Below are 21,769 nucleotides of genomic sequence, written 5' to 3'. Positions count from 1 at the left end.
AGAGCATCTCTCAAACCTAGATTCCCCCACTATATAAACCTATTTTATTAATCACCAATTAATCTTGCTACCAATATGAACCAATACCTGCGTTTAAGACTTGTCCGCTACCTGGTCCGTCACTATGTTCATAATTAAGTCGTAAATCTATACTTGGCAATATTGCCCATCGAATTTCCCCCCGAAAAAACAGTTGGGCTTGAATACTAGACTCAAGCCCCTGTCGATGTTCAATATTGGCTCTCATACCTAAGCCATATTCATCAAAACGTGAAATCACATCGATTGATGCTCTTGCAAACGCCGTTCCTTGATCATACCTGTCAGTCTGAAGACCACCCCCCACATAGCCAGCAAGAAATGTATGTTGGGTAACTTGCCTGCCCATACCAACATCTGCCTGACTACGCGCAACCAAGCAATCAAGGCATCCAGTGATACCTTGCTCAGCACCTACACGTACTTTCCAGGCTAAGCCACGGTCACTTGGCAAACCAGAAATACCGGGATTGACTGAGTCCACGGAAACGAGATCAAAACGATGTAGTTTGATATTGCCTTCTTTCACCGAAAGCTGTGTATCTCCCATCCTCAGTGACGCATTACGTACATGGCTACCATCTCCGTCTAACTGGTCGTAATAAGCTGGACGTATGCGTAAGCTGATAGCGTTTCCATCATGGCTGGAATATATTCCGCCAAGTTGGGCCCAGCTAGGCGGACGTCCCATATCTGGTGACACATCACGTTGTATTGCTTCTTGGCTATTGCCAGGCGGCAGCACAAAACGGGCGGTAACTGCCTTAAGATAATTCGGATCTAGTTGCGAAGTTGGCGCCTGTGGATTTTCGTTGGCAAATCGATAGTAATCGATGACACCATCAATAACCTGCTGCTTAGCATCCACAGGCAATGCTTTAACATCAGCAATGTTGATATCAACCCCTTGTCGGACCATGTGTTTCAAAAGAGCCATTTGTTGCGGCTTCAGTTTTGAGTACTTGTCATAAAAGCGTGATTGGCGTGACGGGTAATACACCACCTTAGCGATTAGAGGATGGCCAGCATAAGTGGCGTGAGCAAGTTTTTGGGTGAGTGTTTGCGGGATAGTAAATGGGCGGTCGTGGGGAATAATATCGAGCCCTGGCAATACTTGCACAATCTCAGCCATGCGATAAGCACAGTTCTGGCGAAAGAAATAATAGGTATATTCTTTCCCCAACACCTCCCATGCGTGCGCTACTACAAAATCGACATCTGCTTGCGGTAAATCAAGTTGATACTCCCACAGATCGCGGTTTTCATTTTCGCCATACATGTTCTCGTGAAAATAAAAATCGATCTGACTAAAGCCAGCATCATAACCACCCAGTATGCTTTTGATGATATAGGTTGCAGGATTATCACCGTGTGTTGAAAAAGCACCGTAATTCACGGTTTTATCCAACAAGTCTAAAGATGTATCCGACCCGTGGCTATTAAACTTCAAGAGCGTGTGACCATAATACGAAGCTGGATTACCTAGATAGCCTGTCGCCAGCACGATGCTGATGGAAGTAATACGCCTATCAATCGCTTCATCATTGTTACCATGCGCCCATGCATAAAATGCTGGGCAAAGTTGCTTGGTATCCACATCATCTTTTATGCCAGTTTGCGCTTCAATCCAGGAAACACGGGCAGGAAAACGACAACGTATATCTTTATTAGGTTCTGTATTGATGCGCTCCATCTCTGCCAGAGTTGCTTCAAGCTCTTTTCTTGCATCATATGCGCCAGATGGAGAGCGAAAGAAGTTCTCGCTATGAATGGCACTTTTAGAGTTGCCAGGGATGGCTACGGGGGTCTCGAAATGCAAAAGCCTTAACCATACGGAATCAGCAGCGAGACGCGATATAGTGCGTTCATCTAAGGGCTGAGCGTAGCAAGATATTGAGTTACAGCTTATTAAAGCAATAACAAAAGCGAACATCCAATTAATTTTATACATAATAAAAAAGCAGGCTTTAAGCCTGCTTTCTGCACCTAGACGAATAAATTAAATTAGACGCTGCAGCTGCTTACTACTGCATTGTTGATCACTTTAAAAAAGTCAGCCGACTTTTCTAGGTTAGTTTGGTCTTGGTAGTTTGGTTGAGCAATCACGTGGCTCATAGATTCACGTACAGATTGAATAGCCACACCTTGTTGAGCTGACCCACACTCCATCAGGTTGAGCGCCGCAGTAAGGTGTGTGCCTTCGCCTTTGGCAGCTTCTTCTACCAGCTGTTGATAGGTATCACGGATGAACAAGGCGGTTTTTACATTCTTACCAGAGCAAGTCTCAGGTGAAGCAGTGGCAGAAGTAATCGCTGTTGATCCTAAATCCCATATGACATTAGAGGTAACAGCAGCCCAGTTTGTGTTAGAAAATAACGCAGCACCAATACCGCAATCGGAGTAAGGATTAGGTCCAGTACCCGCCTTTTTAGTATCGTCAGCATGTGCCATAGAGCTAAGGCCAACCATAGCAATAAGAAGTGCAGATACTAATACATTTTTTTTAATTGTTACCATTGAAATTCCCCTGAGACAGTTTGAAAAATAAAGCTTAAATTTAGAAGCGTTTAATGACTTCGTAATGTTTTTTTAATAACTTAAACTAATGCCATCCCATACTATGGGTGGTCAATATGCTTGTCAAGAAATAGCCCGAATTCCAAAAAATTTAATGTACCACTTTAACTTTATAAGGACTTTCTGGCAGAGCATTTACTCCCATCACCCGCTCCAGTTATAACTCGATCATCTCAAAATCTTCTTTGCGCGCACCACATTCTGGGCAAGTCCAATTCACTGGCACATCTTCCCACTTGGTACCCGGTAGAATACCATCTTCAGGGCACCCCTTTTCTTCTTCGTATATCCAGCCGCAGATATTGCACATCCAAGTTTTCATGGGCTTATGACTTTCGCGATATCGCTTTGATGTTTAACGGTGTGATTTTAAGCTAAAATGCTATCTTACTTTCCACAATAATCCTTAAGCGACTGCTTTCTGATGTTTGATAAATAAGCCCTGTTTTTAAACTACATTCATCAAACAAACATTATTATGACCCTGATGCCACCCGCCGTGATGACCTTTGCAGCCACTGATCCAAGTAGCGGTGCGGGGATACAAGCCGATATTCTGACCCTAGCCAGCATAGGCTGCCATCCATTGTCTGTGGTCACAGCGATCACCGTTCAAGATACTGTTGGTGTTGATAACATCATGGTGTTTGATGCCGATTGGGTAAACGAGCAAGCACGCACGATTCTGGAAGACATGCATGTTTCCGCATTCAAAATAGGCATGCTGGGCAGTATCGAGAATATCGCCGTTATCGCCGAGATCATGGCCGATTACCCCGATACGCCATTGCTGATAGATCCGATTCTGTCTTCAGGCCGTGGTGACGAGCTTGCCAATGAAGAGATGCAGGCGGCAATGATCGATCTGCTCATTCCTCAAGCCACATTAATCACCCCGAATAGTCTTGAAGCGCGCCGATTGGCTTTCTACGATGATGACTCGGACGATGCCGAAAATGCATCTCTCGATGAAAGCGCAGAGCGATTGCTTGCGATGGGTTCCGAATATGTGCTGATCACAGGCACGCACGAACGCTCGCCGAATGTGATCAATACACTTTACGGACAAGATAAACTCATTAAAGCCTATAGCTGGGAACGTCTGGCCGGGAGCTTTCATGGCTCCGGTTGCACCCTGACCTCAGCGATTGCCGCTTGTATTGCACACGGCTTGAGTATGGAAGAAGCACTCGCCGAAGCGCAGGAATACACATGGCAAACACTGAAACATGCTTTCCGCCCTGGCATGGGACAACATATTCCAGACCGCATGTTCTGGGCGCGCGATGAAGAAGATGAAGGCAAACCAGATTAAAGGCCTCTATGCCATCACGCCAGACGAACTTGATATTGATAAACTACTGAACAATGTCAGGTCAGCCTTAAAAGGCGGCGCAAGCGTGCTGCAGTACCGGAACAAAGCGGTAAGCAAACAAGTTGCTTTTGAGCAGGCTTCCTTGCTACTCGACCTTTGCCATGAGTACGGCACGCCATTCATTATCAATGATGACGTAGAGTTAGCATTAAAACTGGATGCAGATGGCGTACATCTTGGTTCTAGCGATGGCAGCCTGCGTGATGCGCGCAAAAAGCTCGGTGATGGCAAAATCATTGGTGCATCCTGCTATAACAAGGTGGAGATCGCCCAATTTGCCCAGCAAAATGGGGTTGATTACATTGCTTTCGGCGCTTGCTTCTTATCAGGCACAAAACCACACGCCCCCAAAGCAGACTTAACACTATTTACAAAAGCCAAGGCAACCATTCATCTTCCTACTGTGGCGATAGGCGGTATCACTTATGAGAATGCGTCTTCCGTCATTGCAGCGGGCGCTGATTCTATCGCGGTGATTGGCGCACTATGGAATAGTGATGATATTGAACAAACTGCACAGCAATTCACTCAACTATTCAATCAATAGACATCTATACCATGAGCTCTAGAAACCAACAGTTATTCGAGAAATCACAGAAACTGATCCCCGGAGGGGTTAATTCGCCAGTCCGCGCATTCAAATCTGTGGGCGGCACGCCGGTATTCTTTAAAAAAGGCAAGGGCGCTTGGCTTTGGGATGAAGATGACAAAGCTTATATCGATTACATAGGTTCATGGGGGCCGATGGTACTTGGCCATGCACATCCTGAAGTGATCGAAGCTGTACGTGAGGCTGCGGGCGATAGTTTATCTTTTGGCGCCCCGACAGCCCGCGAATTGGAAATGGCGGAGCTAGTCAGCAAGTTGGTACCGAGCATGGAGCAGTTACGCTTGGTAAGTTCCGGCACAGAAGCCACGATGAGCGCTATTCGCTTGGCTAGAGGCTTCACCAGCCGCAGTAAGATCGTAAAGTTTGAAGGGTGCTACCACGGTCACGCCGATGCCCTGCTGGTGAAAGCGGGCTCAGGCTTGCTCACTCTCGGTACACCAAGTTCTGCTGGTGTACCGGCAGAAGTAGCCGCCCACACCTTGACCTTACCCTATAACGATATTGAAGCGCTTGAATTACTCTTTAAAGAGATGGGCGACGAGATCGCCTGCGTTATCGTAGAGCCTGTTGCCGGTAATATGAACCTGATCACACCAAAAACAGGTTTTCTTGAAAGTATGCGCGCGCTTTGCACAAAACACGGTGCCGTATTGATATTTGACGAAGTAATGACGGGCTTCCGTGTTGCGCTAGGTGGTGCTCAAGCGCATTACAACATCAAACCTGACCTCACAACATTAGGCAAAATCATCGGCGGCGGTTTGCCTGTCGGTGCTTTTGGCGGACGTAGCGACATCATGCAATACTTGGCTCCGATGGGCCCGGTATATCAGGCTGGTACGCTTTCAGGCAACCCGGTCGCGGTTGCTGCGGGTTTAGCGACACTTAAACTTATTCAGGCAGCAGGTTTCTACCAAGACCTGAGTGCTAAAACCGCACAATTAGTCGAAGGCCTGACAAATGCGGCAAAAAAACATCAACTGGATTTCAGTGCCCAGAGCATCGGCGGCATGTTTGGCGTTTACTTCAGCAAAACTGTTCCCACAAGTTTTGATGCAGTCATGCAAAGTGATAAAGAGGCTTTCAATCGATTTTTTCATGGCATGCTGGATGAAGGCGTTTATCTGGCACCCTCTGCTTTTGAAGCGGGCTTTGTCTCGGCAGCACATGGTGTTGGAGAAATACAACAAACCATCGAAGCTGCCGATAAAGTCTTTTCCAACCTCTAATAATCTCTATCTATTAGGCCTAACAATCCGCTTAAGCCAATATCTGCTTCGATATTCTAAAGATAGAATTAGTCAAAAATATTCAGGGAATTTCTAACTAGAGTTAGTGCCTAACTCATCTCGTACGATTTTTGCTCTATGTTATTGAACTTATAACGCTTTGACGGTAACATTGCAGGTTCCCCTTTTTACTTTGTGGCCTAACGTGGATTGGGTCGGGAAATGTGCCCACGCCCTGAATTAGCTAGCGTTATAAGGGGATTTGACATAGACACACGCGTGTCGATATTGAGATGGAGGCATCAGTTTGGTAATGGAAGTGAATACCCCAAGTATGACAGGATCGCTTAACAAACCTGAAAAACAAGGTTTGTATAACCCATCTAATGAGCATGACGCCTGTGGCGTGGGCTTTATCGCACATATTAAAGGCCAGAAAAGCCATAATATCGTGTCTCAGGGTTTGCAGATTCTCGCCAACCTGACCCACCGTGGTGCAACAGGGTATGACCCAAAACTGGGCGATGGTGCGGGCATATTGGTACAAATGCCAGATGCCTTCCTGCGGAAGGAAGCCGAGAAGCTCAATATCACGCTACCAGCAGCAGGCGAATATGCTTGCGGCATGATCTTCCTGCCACAATCAGAAAACGGTCATATCGCCTGTGAGTCTGTCATCACACGTATCATTCACGAAGAATCTCAGGTTTTTCTGGGCTGGCGTGATGTGCCTCGCGACAATAGCAATATCGCGAATGCCGCACGTGAAGTCGAACCTATCATGCGTCAGGTATTCATCGGCAAAAGCGCACAGCTAGCCGACCAGACTGCATTTGAACGTAAACTATTCGTTATCCGTAAACGTATCGAGCATGCGGTGCGAGCCCTTAAGCTTGAAGATGGTGCGCAATTCTATATCCCGTCACTATCAAGCCGCACACTCGTCTACAAAGGCATGTTACTAGCCAACGAAGTCGGCACTTACTACAAAGACCTGAAAGATGAGAGCTTTGTCTCGGCACTTGCCCTAGTGCATCAACGTTTCTCTACCAATACATTCCCTGCGTGGGAACTGGCACACCCATTCCGCATGATCGCCCATAATGGCGAGATCAACACCATGCAAGGCAATGTGAACTGGATGGCCGCACGTCACGAAGCCATGCGCTCTGCATTGATCGGTGAAGACCTTGAAAAGGTTTGGCCACTGATCGCGGAAGGACAGTCTGACTCTGCTGCATTCGACAACGCACTTGAATTGCTCGTTGCAGGTGGCTATTCATTACCGCATGCAATGATGATGCTGATTCCAGAAGCTTGGTCCAGCAACACCTTGATGGATAAAGAGCGTCGTGCTTTCTATGAGTACCATGCTGCGTTGATGGAGCCGTGGGATGGCCCAGCCGCTGTCGCGTTCACTGACGGTCGTATGATTGGCGCGACGCTTGACCGTAATGGTCTGCGTCCGGCACGTTACCTCATCACTGATGATGACCATGTGATGTTGGCATCTGAAATGGGTGTACTGACATTCCCTGAAGAAAAGATCGTCAAAAAATGGCGCTTACAGCCAGGCAAGATGTTCCTGATCGATATGGAACAAGGCCGCATCATTGACGATAGCGAAGTAAAAAGCACGCTGGCACAAGCCAAGCCATATGCGGAGTGGATCGAGAAATCACGCTATTTCCTTGGTGATATGCCAAAGATGGATACCAAGCTTGAGCTAAAAGCGAACCTGTTAGATCTTCAACAGGCGTTCGGTTATACACAGGAAGACCTGAAGTTCGTTCTGCAGCCTATGCTGACGAACGGTGAAGAAGGTGCTGGCTCCATGGGTAACGATAGTGCGCTGCCTATCCTCTCAAATAAGCCAAAACTGCTTTACTACTATTTCAAGCAATTGTTCGCGCAAGTGACTAATCCGCCTATCGACCCGATTCGTGAAGAATTGGTGATGTCGCTGGTGACATTCATTGGGCCTAAGCCTAACTTGCTAGGTATCGATGAAACTAATCCGCCTATTCGCCTAGAAGCCAGTCAACCAGTATTGACGCTGGATGAACTTGAGCAGTTAAAAGCGATCGATCTTGCGACACAAGGCCGCTACCGTGCATTAGTACTGGATATCACTTATCCCGTCGCGCAAGGTCAGCAAGGTATGGAAAACGCTGTAGCTGCTTTATGTAAAGCAGCTAGCGATGCAGTACATGCAGGCTTTAACCTGCTAATTCTTTCAGACCGCCAAGTGGGTAATGAGCGTTTGGCTATCCCCGCATTACTGGCCTGTTCTGCAACGCACCAGTCTCTGGTTCGTGCTGGTTTGCGCACGAATACTGGTTTGGTTGTTGATACTGGTTCAGCACGTGAAGTACACCATTTTGCTCTACTTGGTGGTTACGGTGCTGAAGCGATCTGTCCTTGGCTGGCATTTGAGACGATCAGCCAATTGAGCGTCAACAGTGGCAAAGATCCGAAGACCAGCAATAAGAACTTCATCAAGGCAATTGGTAAAGGCCTGCATAAGGTCATGTCCAAAATGGGCATCTCCACTTACCAGTCTTATTGTGGCGGCCAGATATTTGAAGCCATCGGCTTGAATACTGAGTTCATCAGCAAATACTTCACAGGTACTGCCACAACAATTGAAGGTATCGGCCTGCCAGAAGTCGCTGAAGAGAGCTTCAGGCTGCACCAGAATGCATTCGGCGAAGACCCCGTGTTGGCTAATGCATTGGATGCAGGCGGTGAATATGCTTTCCGTGTACGTGGCGAAGAGCATTTATGGACACCAGACTCCATCGCCAAACTACAACACGCAACGCGTACAGGCGAAGCGAGTACTTACAAAGAATATGCCAAGCTGATCAATGACCAGACACGCCGTCACATGACATTGCGCGGCCTGTTCGAGATCAAACCTATTGGCTCACCTGTACCTCTGGAAGAAGTTGAATCAGCAAAAGAGATCGTCAAACGTTTTGCAACGGGCGCGATGTCTCTTGGTTCTATCTCAACAGAAGCACACGCGACGTTGGCAATCGCCATGAATCGTATCGGCGGCAGATCCAATACTGGTGAAGGCGGTGAAGACCCTAAACGCTTCCCGACACTAACCAAAGACAGCACCATGGCAGATGTAATCGGCCATGACATGATCGAAAAAGACATCCCGCTTAAAGCTGGTGACTCTTTACGCTCAAGCATCAAACAGATCGCTTCTGGTCGTTTTGGTGTGACTGCCGAGTACCTGGCGAATGCCGACCAGATTCAACTCAAGATGGCGCAAGGTGCCAAGCCGGGCGAAGGCGGTCAATTGCCAGGCCACAAGGTGAGCCCTTATATCGCCAGCTTGCGCTTCTCAGTGCCTGGTGTTGGCTTGATCTCGCCACCACCACACCATGATATCTATTCGATCGAAGACTTAGCGCAGCTGATCCATGATGCAAAAAATGCGAACCCTAAAGCTTCTATCTCGGTAAAACTGGTTTCAGAGACCGGTATCGGTACCGTAGCCGCCGGGGTAGCAAAAGCAAAAGCCGACCATATCGTGGTCGCGGGCCATGATGGCGGTACAGGTGCTTCACCGATATCGTCTATCAAGCATGCCGGCACGCCATGGGAACTTGGCCTTGCTGAGACCCAACAAACATTGGTGATCAATCAATTGCGTGGTCGTGTGGTCTTGCAGGTAGATGGTCAGATCAAGACCGGTCGCGATGTCGTCGTTGGCGCACTCTTGGGTGCGGATGAGTTCGGTTTTGCAACCGCTCCACTAGTGGTTGAGGGCTGTATCATGATGCGTAAGTGTCACCTGAATACATGCCCGGTTGGCGTTGCAACACAAGATCCTGAATTGCGTAAACGTTTTACCGGCCAACCTGAGCATGTCGTTAATTACTTCTTCTTCGTTGCTGAAGAAGTACGCGAATTGATGGCTGCAATGGGCATCCGTAAGTTCGATGACCTCATCGGTCGTGCTGATTTACTGGATATGCAAGCAGGTATCGAACACTGGAAAGCCAGTGGGCTGGATTTCAGTAAAGTATTCCATCAGCCTAAAGTACATGAGACTGTTTCGCGCCGTCATACTGAACTTCAGGACCACGGTCTGGTGAAAGCACTGGACAATAAGTTGGTCGAACTGGCGAAGAATGCACTTGAGACTGGCGAAAAAGTAGTGATTGAAACAGCGATCACCAACACCAACCGCACTGCGGGCACGATGCTTTCTTACAACATCGCGAGCCGTTATGGCCGCGCTGGTTTACCTGACGATACGATCACTGTGAAACTCAGAGGAACAGCTGGTCAAAGCTTTGCCGCATTCCTCACCAAAGGCATTACCTTCGAACTCACTGGTGAAGGTAACGATTACGTAGGTAAGGGCCTTTGTGGCGCGCGTATTGTCATCAAGCCACCTGCTGAGTTCCGCGGTAAACCTGAGGAAAACATCATTGCGGGTAATACCGTGATGTATGGCGCGACCACTGGCGAAAGCTATTTCCGTGGCGTAGCAGGTGAACGTTTCTGTGTGCGTAACTCAGGTGCTTCTGCTGTTGTAGAAGGTGTAGGCAACCACGGCTGTGAATACATGACGGGTGGTACTGTAGTCGTGTTAGGTGAGACTGGCCTTAACTTCGCAGCAGGTATGTCTGGTGGGGTAGCTTATGTGTATGACATTGACGGCATGTTCAGCCAACGCTGCAACATGAGCATGGTCAGCCTTGAGAAGGTCGAATCTGCTGACCACCCGAATGCCAGCATTGCTCAACACCTGAACCAGCCTGATGAAGTCACGCTGAAGACATTGATTGAAAAGCATGCACAATACTCTGGTAGCGATCGCGCAAAATCCCTTCTCAATGATTGGGAAAACAGCCGCGCCAGGTTTGTAAAAGTCATGCCGAATGAGTACAAGCGCGTGCTATTGGAATTAGCCGCCGCAAATAAGAAGGAAGCAGCTTAATGGGTAAAGTAACGGGGTTCATGGAGTATGATCGCCTGTCTGAAGGGTATCTTCCAGTTGTTGACCGTGTAAAGAACTATAAAGAGTTCGTGCTGCATTTGTCAGATGCCGATGCCAAGACACAGGGCGCGCGCTGTATGGATTGCGGTATTCCGTTCTGTATGTCCGGGTGTCCAGTGAACAACATCATTCCGGACTGGAATGACTTGGTGTTCAACCAAGATTGGAAACAGGCGATCAGCGTCTTACATTCGACCAATAATTTTCCTGAGTTCACTGGCCGTATCTGTCCAGCACCTTGCGAAGCTTCATGCACATTGAATATCAATGCAGATGCTGTCGGTATCAAATCGATTGAGCATGCGATCATCGATAAAGCTTGGGAAAATGAATGGGTCACGCCACAGGTATCCAAGCATAAAACCGGCAAGAAAATCGCTGTGGTGGGTTCTGGTCCCGCGGGATTAGCTGCTGCACAACAACTTGCACGTGCGGGCCATGATGTCGTTGTTCTGGAAAAAGAAAGTCGTATTGGCGGTTTGTTACGTTATGGTATTCCTGATTTCAAAATGGAAAAAAGTCATATTGATCGCCGCATGTTGCAAATGGCAACAGAAGGTGTCGAGTTCCATGTGAATCAGAACGTGGGCGGCAATGTTAAAGCAGATGACGTGGTCAGAGACTACGATGCCGTTGTGCTTGCTGGCGGTGCTGAATATCCACGTGATCTACCAGTTGAAGGCCGTGAATTGGATGGCGTGCATTTCGCAATGGATTTCCTGGTCGCGCAAAACAAAGTCGTTGCCGGTGATATCATCCCTAACCAGATCAAAGCAACGGGCAAACACGTCGTGGTCATTGGCGGTGGTGATACAGGTTCTGATTGTGTGGGCACATCCAACCGTCATGGCGCTGCATCCGTCACGCAATTCGAATTGATGCCGCAACCACCAGAAAAAGAGAACAAAGAGATGGTTTGGCCAAACTGGCCACTCAAAATGCGTACTTCCAGCTCACATGAAGAGGGCTGTGATCGTGACTGGTCTATCACCACCAAAAGATTGATCGGTGAAAATGGCAAAGTCACAGGTTTAGTCGGCGCACGTGTAGAGTGGAAAGACGGCAAAATGGCTGAAGTGCCGGGTTCAGAATTCACTATCAAGGCCGACCTTGTATTGTTGGCGATGGGTTTTGTAAGCCCAGTGCAAAAAGTACTGGATGCATTTGGTATCGAAAAAGATAACCGTGGCAATGCAAAGGCAAGTACTGAAGGAGAAGACAGCTACCTGACTTCTCAACCTAAAGTATTTGCTGCAGGTGACATGCGCCGCGGACAATCGCTTGTGGTGTGGGCGATTCGCGAAGGACGCCAGTGCGCACGCGCTGTTGATGAGTTTTTGATGGGCTCATCGACACTTCCTCGCTAAAGCGATATTCACAAACTTAGTAAAATCCGGGGATACCGATAGTTTTCGTGTATCCCCGAATTTTTTGAAATGGCCAATCGATGAGCACACTTAAGAACGATACTTTCCTGCGGGCATTGCTCAGACAACCTACTGAATACACCCCAGTATGGATGATGCGGCAAGCCGGGCGTTATTTGCCTGAGTATCGTGCCAGCCGCAAAACAGCAGGTAGCTTTCTTGATCTATGCAAGAACCCGGATTTTGCGACTGAAGTCACCATGCAGCCGTTGGATCGTTACCCACTGGATGCTGCCATCTTGTTTTCGGATATCCTGACCGTACCAGATGCGATGGGGCTTGGCTTATATTTTGAAGAGGGTGAGGGCCCTAAATTCGAACGTACGTTGCAGCAAGAAGCTGATATTCTCAAACTGACCATTCCTGATATGGCAAGTCTGCAATATGTGTTCGATGCTGTCAGCCAGATTCGCAAGACTATTGATGGTCGCGTACCGCTTATTGGCTTTTCCGGTAGCCCGTGGACACTGGCCACTTATATGGTTGAAGGCAAAGGTGGTACAGATTTTCTCACCATCAAGAAAATGGCTTATACCCGTCCAGATCTATTACATCGTATTCTGGACATCACGGCGCAAACTGTTATTCAATATCTCAATGCCCAGATAGCCGCTGGCGCACAAGCTGTCATGATCTTCGATTCGTGGGGCGGCGCGCTATCCCATCATGCCTACACAGAGTTCTCACTCAATTATATGCAGAAGATCGTCAATGGACTCACACGTGATGCCAATGGCAGTATCGTTCCGCGTATCGTCTTCACGAAAGGCGGTGCACTATGGCTTGAAGCCCAAGCCAATATCGGTGCCGAGGCATTAGGTCTAGATTGGACAGTGGATATTGGCGAAGCCAGAAAACGCGTTGGGGATAAAGTTGCCCTACAAGGCAATATGGATCCGGCAATATTGCTCAGCACGCCTGAAGCTATTGAGAAAGAAGTCGCGAGTATCCTTGCCAGCTACGGGCATGGCAACGGCCATGTGTTCAACCTGGGGCACGGCATTACACAATGGACGCCGCCAGAGAATGCGGCGGCTATGATCGATGCGGTAAAAAGCCAAAGCAAGCAATATCACCAATAATTTGCGTACTAGGCCTGAGCTAGCTATTCAGCAAGTTAACCTGCACATTCACGATCAACCTCGGCAATACGACAGCGCCGATAAAACTGCCGGAAACAGGCGGTACAGCTTCAGGATTACGGGCAACGGCCACTGCGATATGATGCGTACCCGTCACTTGTCCTGTCGTAGGGTCGAAGCCTTTCCAGCCAGTACCAGGCAAATACACCTCAGCCCAGGCATGGGTCGTGGCATTACCAACCTCAGTCGCCGGGGCATGCAAATAGCCACTTACAAACCGGCTAGCCAGCCCTAAACAACGGCAGGCCTCAATAAATAGCGTTGTGTAATCGCGACATGAACCACTGCCGTTGTTAATGGTATAAGTGGGAGATTGCACACCGGCTTCTTCCCTAATCTGGTAACGGAATTGGCGATTAATGGCCTGATTTAAGGTCATTAATAAATTAACCGTAGGGATATTGCCATTACGCAAACCCAATTGCATCAGCCAGTTATTCACCTTGTGTTGGTCATTCGGGAATACAGGTTGCTGAAATGCAGCAAGATCGGCCCAATCAGCTTCGGCATAGCTAAATGGGTAATTGATCGCATAATCTTCAATAAAGAAATCTAGCGGGGCTTCTTCATAGTGCTGAATGACCACCTCGCTGGCAATAGTGAGTTTATTGCTCGGCTCCAAAAATGACACCAGCGCCATCGAGTTATCGAATACATCGCGATACCATTTGATACTGTAAGCGGGGGTGATGTTCAGCATGGAAGATTCAATGCGTACATCGTGCCCTTCACGCGGACGAATAAGTAGCCGATGCTGTTGCAACATGACATTGCCCGCAAAGAAATATTCTGTCAGGTGTTTGATTCTTAAACGTTGCATGCCATCTCTTCTTTACCAGATTAATCCGGCGCTGAAGCCAGCTCAGTTACACCGACTTGCATCAACTCAGGATATAAAGCCGGGCCGAATTGATTGAATATGGCGACATCAGCGGCATCATGCCCATAAGCAACGGTAACACGTCCACCGCGTGGTTCTGGTTGGGTGGCATCAAAGGTATACCAGCGACCATTCACGTAAGCTTCAAACCAAGCATGAAAATCCATAGGCTCAAGTCCGTGCAGAAAACCCACCACCATACGTGCCGGTATGCAAAGACCGCGGCAAAGGGCAATGCCTAAATGCGCCAGCTCACGACAGACGCCTTCGCGCTGCTGGTTGACCTCAACTGCAGAAAGCTGAAAGTGGATAGAGTCGGAATTGAATTTGATATTCTCGCGTATCCATTTCTCTATCGCCGCAACTTGGTCATAACCAGGGATCACACCCTCGACAATCTGCTGACCTAGGTCGATGAATTTATCAGATTCACAATAGCGCGATGGCAGCAGAAAGGTAAGTACAGCATCGGGGAGATTCTGCACATCATCAAACGGCGCACCGGGGGCAATATCGATACCGTCTGCAGTAAGGATATCCGCCGAAGTACTAATGGAGAACTCACCAACAGGCGCAATAAGTCGCTGGCAAAGATTGCCATAACTATCTGTATATTCAACCACCGGCACGCTAGGCCTGATGGTATAGGATTCCCGTGCCACCCATTGGTTTACACCGCTACGCGGCCGCAACATCAGGGTAAATGCAGTGGGAATGCTGACATTAAAGGTGATATTACATTCCGTACGCAACCACATGCATGATCCTTTAGCCTATTGATAAACCTATTCTATCGCGCTTTTGAAGTATCACTGGTCTTACATGCTAAATGCAGGCTGATTTTTCAGTGTTTGGCTCTCATTAGTTACTGATTCCAGCATATTCATATCAAAATAATCCTCAATTCCTACAGTCGAATCAGCCGTTTGCTTATGCATTGGCGGCAACAGAATAATTAAGATGAATGCACATAATATCAATTCTGATTTGAGGAGCATAAAATGGCGTTTCCAAAAACATCGGGTGTTACATCATTGAAGTATCTGTTGGCTGTCGCTGCAAGTATCTGTGCTTTTAGTGTGCCTGCAATGGCAAGCGAAGAGTTTTATGGTCGAATCGAAACCAGACCGGTTGGTAATGCAGGTATATGGATCATTAGCGGACAACAAGTTGAGGTCACAGATAAAACCGAAATTGATTCAGACAATGGACCTTTAGTTGTGGGCACCTGTGTAGAGGTTGAACATAAAAAAGGCGTTGTTTCAGAGATCGAATCAGCAAAACCTGCTAAATGCGGCAAGCTTTAAAATGATTCACCAATCGTAAAATATTAGCCCCAGATTAGAACTCTTGTGGGTCTACATCGACCGCCCAACGTATCTTGGCACCCAGCTTACTTTCACGCAGACTAGGTACCAAGTTACGCAGCAAGGTCTGTAAAGGCTGGCGGCTATTGGCCTGCAATAGCAACTGCACGCGTTCCATGCCTTTTAACCGTTCCATCTGTGGGCGAATTGGGTCATAGACCATGACATCCAGATTCAAAGCTCTTGCAGCATCTGCCGCTTGCTGTAGAAACTGCTGAGCCTCACTGTAATGGGTAGATTCAGCTTTGATAACAGCGAGAAATGCATAAGGCGGAAACTGTGTCATCTCGCGCTCTTGTAACAAGGCATCTGCATAGGCCTTGTAATCCTGTACCCGCAATGCATTGAATAGATTATGTTCGGGGAAAGTGGTCTGTATCAACACCTCACCCGCTTTATCTGCTCGACCAGCGCGACCGGCCACTTGCATCAATTGTGCAAAAAGCCGTTCTGCGGCACGGAAATCCGGGCTAAATAAAGCACTATCGGTATCTATCACCCCTACCAGCGTGAGGTTAGGGAAGTCATGCCCTTTAGCCAACATCTGCGTACCAACCAGTATATCTACCTCATCTGCATGCACAGCCGCCAGCATGTCAGTGAGTGCATGCTTACGCCGCGTACTATCTCTATCAACCCTTAAGATACGAGCCTCTGGCATAAGCGCTGCTAATGTTTGCTCGAGCCTTTGCGTACCGTGCCCTGTCGGATGTAGATCAGGATTGCCACAACTAGGGCATTGGGGCACGATCTTTTGCTCATGTCCGCAATGATGGCAGCGCAAGCGGCCTTGACGTAAATGCACGACTAATCGACTACTACAGCGCATGCACGGCGCAATCCAGTGGCAAGCATTGCATAACAACACGGGAGAATAGCCACGGCGATTAATAAACAATAAGCTTTGCTCGCCTTTTACCAATCTTTCGCGCATAGCGGTGATCAATATGGGCGACAATCCATCCTGCATCTCGCTACGGCTGACGTCGATGCACCGGATGTCTGGCAAACGTGATTGTGCAACCGCACGGTTAGTTAAAGTCAGGTGACCATATCGGCCTGTTGTTGCGTTATGCCAAGTTTCCAAAGCAGGGGTAGCAGAACCAAGCACGATAGGCACTTTAGCGCGCTGCGCCCTTACCAATGCAATATCGCGGGCGTGATAGCGCATGCCGTCCTGCTGCTTATATGATCCATCGTGTTCTTCATCCACGATGATGAGTCGTAACTGCGGCAAGGGCGTAAATACGGAAAGGCGGGTGCCAATCACGATACGCGCAGCACCAGATTGGGCAAGTTGCCAATTTTGTAAGCGCTCACTCTCGCCAAGGTTGCTATGGAGACTGACGAGTGGGAATTCAGGTAATCGACTACGAAATCGAGATTCCAGCTGCGGTGTGAGATTGATCTCAGGCACCAGCACCAGCACTTGACCATGATGATCCGTCAGTATGCGTTGGATAAGCTGCATATAAACTTCGGTTTTTCCACTACCTGTGATGCCATGCAACAGCCAGGGCTTGAAAATATCGGCCTCTTTTAGCATCGCATCAAGCGCGTTAACCTGCTCATCATTCAGCGCGGGTAAAGCAGCTGAACTTGCTGAGGCCTGCTGCAAGCCAGCCAATATCTCCCGGCGGCTAACCCAACTCTTTTCAATGAATAGCTGCATGGATTTTCGCCAAGTTGCCGAGAGTGCATTTAGCTCCGACTCATCACATTCATGCTGCTCAGATAAAGCCGAGAATATTCGACGCTGCACAACTTGGCGTGCGGGTATTTCATCCAAGGCAACTTTTAGTCCGGTGGCAGTCAGTGCATAAACATATTGTTTACGGGATACCGCTGGCTCAGTTTGACGCAAACGTGTCGGCAATGCAGATAGCAGCGCTTGCCCATAGGGATATTGATAATAGTCCGCGCAGAAACGTAGCAAAGAGAACGTGTCTGCATCCAAAGGATATTCATCATTAAACGCTGACAAAACAGCTTTAAGCTTACCACTGGGTATATCCGTGCTATTGCACTTTTCAATCACTACACCCACGCGTTTACGGCTGCCAAAAGGCACGACAACGCGCTGACCGACCTCCACATGAAAATCCCCTGCAAGATAGTCAAACAGACGATCCATCGGTACATCGAGGGCGATTTTTAGAATATTCTGCTGCGGGGATTGTGCGGTCATTAGAATTGCTTTTCAGCGCTTGCCATCAATAGGTTAAAATACGTTTTTTTAAGCATGATTCTACTTTGAAAGCACATCTTACCGAATTACTGGCAGCTGCCGCAAAATGCTTGCATGCGGATGCTTCAGATATCGCCATTCAGATCGAACGGCCAAAAACCGCACAACACGGTGATTTCTCCACGAATTTAGCCATGATGCTGGCAAAACCATTGCGCCAGAACCCGCGCGCAATTGCCGAGCAGTTGATTCAGGCTTTGCCCGTCTCAACTTTGGTAGAGAAGGTCGAGATCGCTGGCGCCGGATTCATCAATTTCTTTTTGAGCAATCATGCCAAAAGCACGGTAGTTGGCGATATCCAGACCCAAGGCGATAAATTTGGCCACAATAACCAAGGCCAAGGTCGCAAGGTACAAGTCGAATTCGTTTCAGCCAACCCCACTGGCCCATTACACGTAGGTCATGGTCGAGGTGCAGCAGTCGGTGACTGTTTATCGCGCCTGCTGGATGCCAATGGCTGGAATGTTACCCGTGAGTTCTATTATAACGATGCAGGCGTACAGATCGATAACCTGACAAAATCGGTGCAAGCCCGTTGCCAAGGTTTAACACCTGAGGATGCAGACTGGCCGGAAGATGGCTACCGCGGCGATTATATCGCTGATGTCGCGCAAGCCTTTTTGGCAAAAGACACGGTCATTGCAGATGACATTCAAGTCACGGGCTCTGGTGATGCAAACGATAGTGAGTCTATCCGCCGCTTTGCAGTGGCTTACTTACGCCATGAACAGGATCTGGATCTTCGCGCATTCCAGATCAAGTTTGATGTATTCTCGCTCGAGTCTGCCTTATATTCAGAAGGTAAAGTTGAAAAGACCGTACAGAACCTGATCGCTAGCGGCCATACTTATGAGCTGGATGATGCGCTCTGGTTGCGCACCACCGATTTTGGCGATGACAAAGACCGCGTCATGCGCAAAACCGATGGTGGTTATACCTATTTTGTGCCGGATGTCGCTTATCACCTGGACAAATGGCAACGTGGTTTTGAACGTGTCATCAACGAGCAGGGTGCAGACCACCACAGCACCATCACGCGTGTTCGCGCTGGCTTACAGGCGCTAGATATTAATATCCCTAAAGGCTGGCCTGATTACGTACTACATCAGATGGTAACCGTCATGCGTGGGGGCGAAGAGGTAAAGCTTTCCAAGAGAGCGGGCAGCTATGTCACGTTGCGCGACCTGATCGAAGAGGTCGGCTGCGATGCCACACGTTATTTCCTCGCCGCCAGACGTGCAGACTCACAATTAGTATTCGATATTGATCTGGCACGGGCACAAACCAACGATAATCCTGTCTACTACATCCAATATGCGCATGCGCGTATCTGTAGCGTACTCAATCAATGGGGGGGAGATAGCGAAAGCCTCAAAACCGTTGATCTAAAACCGCTAGATACGACACATGAAGCAGCGTTAATGCAGAAGCTTGGGGAGTTCCCTGAAACAGTCAGTAATGCCGCAGATGAGCTAGCGCCGCATGTGATTGCTAATTATCTAAAAGATTTAGCCAGTGACCTGCATAGCTATTACAATGCTCAACAATTTTTAGTGGATGATGAGCCTACTAAGCTCGCGCGCATGGCACTGATTCAAGCTACACAACAGGTATTAAAAAACGGATTGCAATTACTGGGCGTCAACGCACCAGAAAAAATGTAAGCATTATTTAAAGAGGAAATATTGTGAGCCGAGATTACAAACCTACTGCGCAGAGATCAAGCAGTAACAACAAGGGTAACCCATTCATCACAGGCCTGCTGGTTGGGCTTTTACTCGGTGTAGGCATTTCGGTTGGTGTCGCCTTATTGGTCAAAGGCACGGATAGTCCTTTTGTCGCCAAGGTGACGCCGGGTGCCACAACGGAAGTACCTCTTGAAAAACCTGATACTAGTGCTATCCCCAAAGATGCCCAAGTAGATAGCACAGACAAACCACGTTTTGATTTCTATACCATTCTGCCGGGTAGCGAGAAACAGGTAACCGAGCAAGAGATCAAGCAGAATGCCGCACAAGCAACTGAAACAAAAGAAAGCTACTTTTTGCAGGCCGGTGCATTCCAAACGGAACAAGAGGCTGACAACATGAAAGCCAAATTGGCATTGTTAGGCATGGAAGCCATCGTCCAGACAGCGACGATTCCTGATAAAGGCGTATGGCATCGTGTACGCGTTGGTCCCTTTGCAGATATCGATCAGATCAATAAGACCCGTGCCGAATTATCCAAGAACGGTTTTTCAACGGACTTAATTAAAGTAAATAGCACGATACAGAACCAATAGTGTCGGCTAGATTCAAACCGAGACGTTTAATAATAACCACGAACATAAGGACTCAATATCATGAAGAAAATTCTGGCCGCTTTGATGCTGTTGCTTTCAACGCATGTCATGGCAGACCCTCAAGCAGGCAACGAATATAGCCCTGTTGCACAAGTAATGCCAACAGATACGCCAGCCAAGATCGAAGTCTTGGAAATCTTCTGGTATGGCTGTCCTCATTGCTACCAGTTTGAGCCACAACTCGCTGCATGGGTCAAAAAGCTACCAGCGAATGTCTATTTCAAACGCGTTCCGGGTGTGCCGCGTCCAGATTGGGCACCAATGGCAAAAGCTTATTTCACCCTTGAAACCCTTGGCCTACTCGAAAAACTGCACGGGCCATTGTTTGACGCTATCCATAAACAACGTGCGCTAAAACCCAATGATGAAGCAGCGACTATCGACTGGATCACTGCCCAAAGTGGCCTCGATCGCCAAAAAGTCAAAGATACTTATAACTCCTTCTCAACCAACAGCCAAGTCATGCGCGCAGTACAAGTTTTCCGTGCTTCTGGCGCAACTGGCGTACCAAGTTTGGTGATCGATGGTAAGTACATCACATCCGGCAGCATGGCGAATGGCAATGACGAGATGTTGAAAACTGCTGATTACTTAATCGCCAAAGCTAAGGCCGAAAAAGGCATCAAGTAATCTCCACTTTTTCGCATGACCCAAACCCTTAAACCCGCTGTGTCGACTCAAAATCCGCAGCGGGTTTCTACTTTAAAAGTGTTTATCACTGGTGCTTCCAGTGGAATTGGCCAAGCATTGGCAGATTACTATGCCAAACAAGGTGCCATCTTAGGGCTAGTCGCTAGACGACAAGCTCAATTAACCTCATTTGCAAATCAATTGGGTAAAGACTGTGTCATCTATCCTCTAGATGTCAGAGATGCCATCGCGATGGATCAAGCGGCGAAGGATTTTATAGAACGCTTCGGTGTACCTGATATCGTCATCGGTAATGCAGGCGTTAGTCGCGGCACACTGACTGAATACAAAGAGGATATTGAAGCTTTCAAGATGATGATGGAGATCAATGTCTTGGGGCTAGTGCACACGTTCCAACCTTTTATCCAAGCCATGAAGAATCAAGGGCATGGTCAGCTTGTTGGTATCGCAAGTGTTGCTGGTGTACGAGGCCTACCCGGAGCAGGTGCTTACAGCGCATCTAAGGCAGCTGCGATCAAGTATCTTGAAAGCTTACGCGTCGAGATGATCAAATCGAATATCCAAGTTACCACTATCGCACCAGGGTATATTCGTACTCCAATGACTGATATCAATACCTACAGAATGCCGTTCCTAATGGATGTAGATGTTGCCGTCACTAAATTCGCCAAAGCCATCGCGGCAAAGCGCCGGTTTGTCGTGATCCCATGGCAAATGGGCGTGATTGCAAGACTCATGCATATACTTCCAGCCGCATGGTGGGATTGGTTAGCCAAAGATGCCCCACATAAATCTAGAGCAGAATAACAAAAACTGATCTGCTTCCACTAAAATAGCCGTCAAATCGTATA

At 48.0% G+C, this 21,769-nt stretch carries 17 protein-coding genes; 11 read left to right on the top strand and 6 right to left on the bottom strand.

Annotation, left to right across the window (positions count from 1 at the left end):
* Positions 1-67: 67 nt before the first annotated feature.
* The 3 genes from A7981_RS00550 to A7981_RS00540 form a co-directional block, all read right to left on the bottom strand.
* A complete protein-coding gene (locus A7981_RS00550) occupies positions 68-1,858 on the bottom strand; it encodes a DUF4105 domain-containing protein (protein WP_165595526.1) in 1,791 nt (596 codons plus the stop codon).
* Between the two features lie 185 nt (positions 1,859-2,043).
* A complete protein-coding gene (locus tag A7981_RS00545; protein WP_067262530.1) occupies positions 2,044-2,556 on the bottom strand; it encodes a DUF3015 family protein in 513 nt (170 codons plus the stop codon).
* Positions 2,557-2,773: 217 nt separating this feature from the next.
* On the bottom strand, positions 2,774-2,938 hold the full coding sequence (locus A7981_RS00540; protein WP_067262527.1) for a rubredoxin: 165 nt from the start codon (positions 2,936-2,938) through the stop codon (positions 2,774-2,776).
* Between the two features lie 156 nt (positions 2,939-3,094).
* Between A7981_RS00540 and A7981_RS00535 the strand changes: the two genes are divergently transcribed.
* From A7981_RS00535 to hemE, 6 genes are all read left to right on the top strand, one after another.
* Positions 3,095-3,931: a hydroxymethylpyrimidine/phosphomethylpyrimidine kinase gene (locus A7981_RS00535; RefSeq protein WP_067262524.1), complete on the top strand. Its 837-nt coding sequence runs from the start codon at positions 3,095-3,097 to the stop codon at positions 3,929-3,931.
* Entirely contained in the window at positions 3,903-4,538 is a 636-nt protein-coding gene (gene thiE, locus A7981_RS00530; RefSeq protein ID WP_067262520.1) for a thiamine phosphate synthase, read from the top strand. The genes A7981_RS00535 and thiE overlap by 29 nt, the downstream gene beginning before the upstream one ends.
* A gap of 11 nt (positions 4,539-4,549) precedes the next feature.
* On the top strand, positions 4,550-5,830 hold the full coding sequence (hemL, locus tag A7981_RS00525; RefSeq protein WP_067262517.1) for a glutamate-1-semialdehyde 2,1-aminomutase: 1,281 nt from the start codon (positions 4,550-4,552) through the stop codon (positions 5,828-5,830).
* A 313-nt stretch (positions 5,831-6,143) separates the two neighbouring features.
* A complete protein-coding gene (locus A7981_RS00520; RefSeq protein ID WP_067262515.1) occupies positions 6,144-10,799 on the top strand; it encodes a glutamate synthase-related protein in 4,656 nt (1,551 codons plus the stop codon).
* A complete protein-coding gene (locus tag A7981_RS00515; RefSeq protein WP_067262513.1) occupies positions 10,799-12,226 on the top strand; it encodes a glutamate synthase subunit beta in 1,428 nt (475 codons plus the stop codon). Before A7981_RS00520 ends, A7981_RS00515 begins: the two co-directional genes overlap by 1 nt.
* Positions 12,227-12,306: 80 nt before the next feature.
* Positions 12,307-13,368: a uroporphyrinogen decarboxylase gene (gene hemE, locus A7981_RS00510; protein WP_067262511.1), complete on the top strand. Its 1,062-nt coding sequence runs from the start codon at positions 12,307-12,309 to the stop codon at positions 13,366-13,368.
* A 19-nt stretch (positions 13,369-13,387) separates the two neighbouring features.
* On the opposite strand, the gene A7981_RS00505 is transcribed toward hemE, so the two are convergent.
* Positions 13,388-14,248 carry a transglutaminase family protein gene (locus tag A7981_RS00505; protein WP_067262509.1) on the bottom strand — a complete coding sequence of 287 codons (861 nt, stop codon included), beginning with the start codon at positions 14,246-14,248 and terminating at the stop codon, positions 13,388-13,390.
* A gap of 20 nt (positions 14,249-14,268) precedes the next feature.
* Complete coding sequence (locus tag A7981_RS00500; RefSeq protein ID WP_067262506.1) at positions 14,269-15,066, bottom strand: transglutaminase family protein; 798 nt, start codon at positions 15,064-15,066, stop codon at positions 14,269-14,271.
* A gap of 243 nt (positions 15,067-15,309) precedes the next feature.
* Between A7981_RS00500 and A7981_RS00490 the strand changes: the two genes are divergently transcribed.
* The gene (locus A7981_RS00490) at positions 15,310-15,615 is read left to right on the top strand and encodes a DUF5666 domain-containing protein (protein WP_067262500.1); all 306 of its coding nucleotides are present in this window, start codon (positions 15,310-15,312) and stop codon (positions 15,613-15,615) included.
* Positions 15,616-15,649: 34 nt separating this feature from the next.
* Here the strand turns inward: A7981_RS00490 and A7981_RS00485 are convergent, their stop codons facing one another.
* Positions 15,650-17,863: a primosomal protein N' gene (locus A7981_RS00485; protein ID WP_067262496.1), complete on the bottom strand. Its 2,214-nt coding sequence runs from the start codon at positions 17,861-17,863 to the stop codon at positions 15,650-15,652.
* Positions 17,864-17,928: 65 nt separating this feature from the next.
* Between A7981_RS00485 and argS the strand changes: the two genes are divergently transcribed.
* The 4 genes from argS to A7981_RS00465 are packed head-to-tail and all read left to right on the top strand — an operon-like array spanning position 17,929 to position 21,725.
* Positions 17,929-19,587, top strand: a complete 1,659-nt coding sequence (gene argS / locus A7981_RS00480) for an arginine--tRNA ligase (RefSeq protein WP_067262491.1) — start codon at positions 17,929-17,931, stop codon at positions 19,585-19,587.
* Between the two features lie 23 nt (positions 19,588-19,610).
* Positions 19,611-20,207, top strand: a complete 597-nt coding sequence (locus A7981_RS00475; RefSeq protein WP_067262488.1) for an SPOR domain-containing protein — start codon at positions 19,611-19,613, stop codon at positions 20,205-20,207.
* A 60-nt stretch (positions 20,208-20,267) separates the two neighbouring features.
* Positions 20,268-20,897 carry a thiol:disulfide interchange protein DsbA/DsbL gene (locus tag A7981_RS00470; RefSeq protein ID WP_067262484.1) on the top strand — a complete coding sequence of 210 codons (630 nt, stop codon included), beginning with the start codon at positions 20,268-20,270 and terminating at the stop codon, positions 20,895-20,897.
* 15 nt (positions 20,898-20,912) lie between these two features.
* A complete protein-coding gene (locus tag A7981_RS00465) occupies positions 20,913-21,725 on the top strand; it encodes an SDR family oxidoreductase (RefSeq protein WP_067262481.1) in 813 nt (270 codons plus the stop codon).
* Positions 21,726-21,769: the final 44 nt, after the last annotated feature.

Origin of the sequence: Methylovorus sp. MM2, from assembly GCF_001648895.1 — a bacterium.
In the GTDB taxonomy this organism is placed as follows: domain Bacteria; phylum Pseudomonadota; class Gammaproteobacteria; order Burkholderiales; family Methylophilaceae; genus MM1.
Note: the sequence above shows the minus strand (reverse complement) of the source record. Positions and strands in the feature narration are given on the sequence as shown.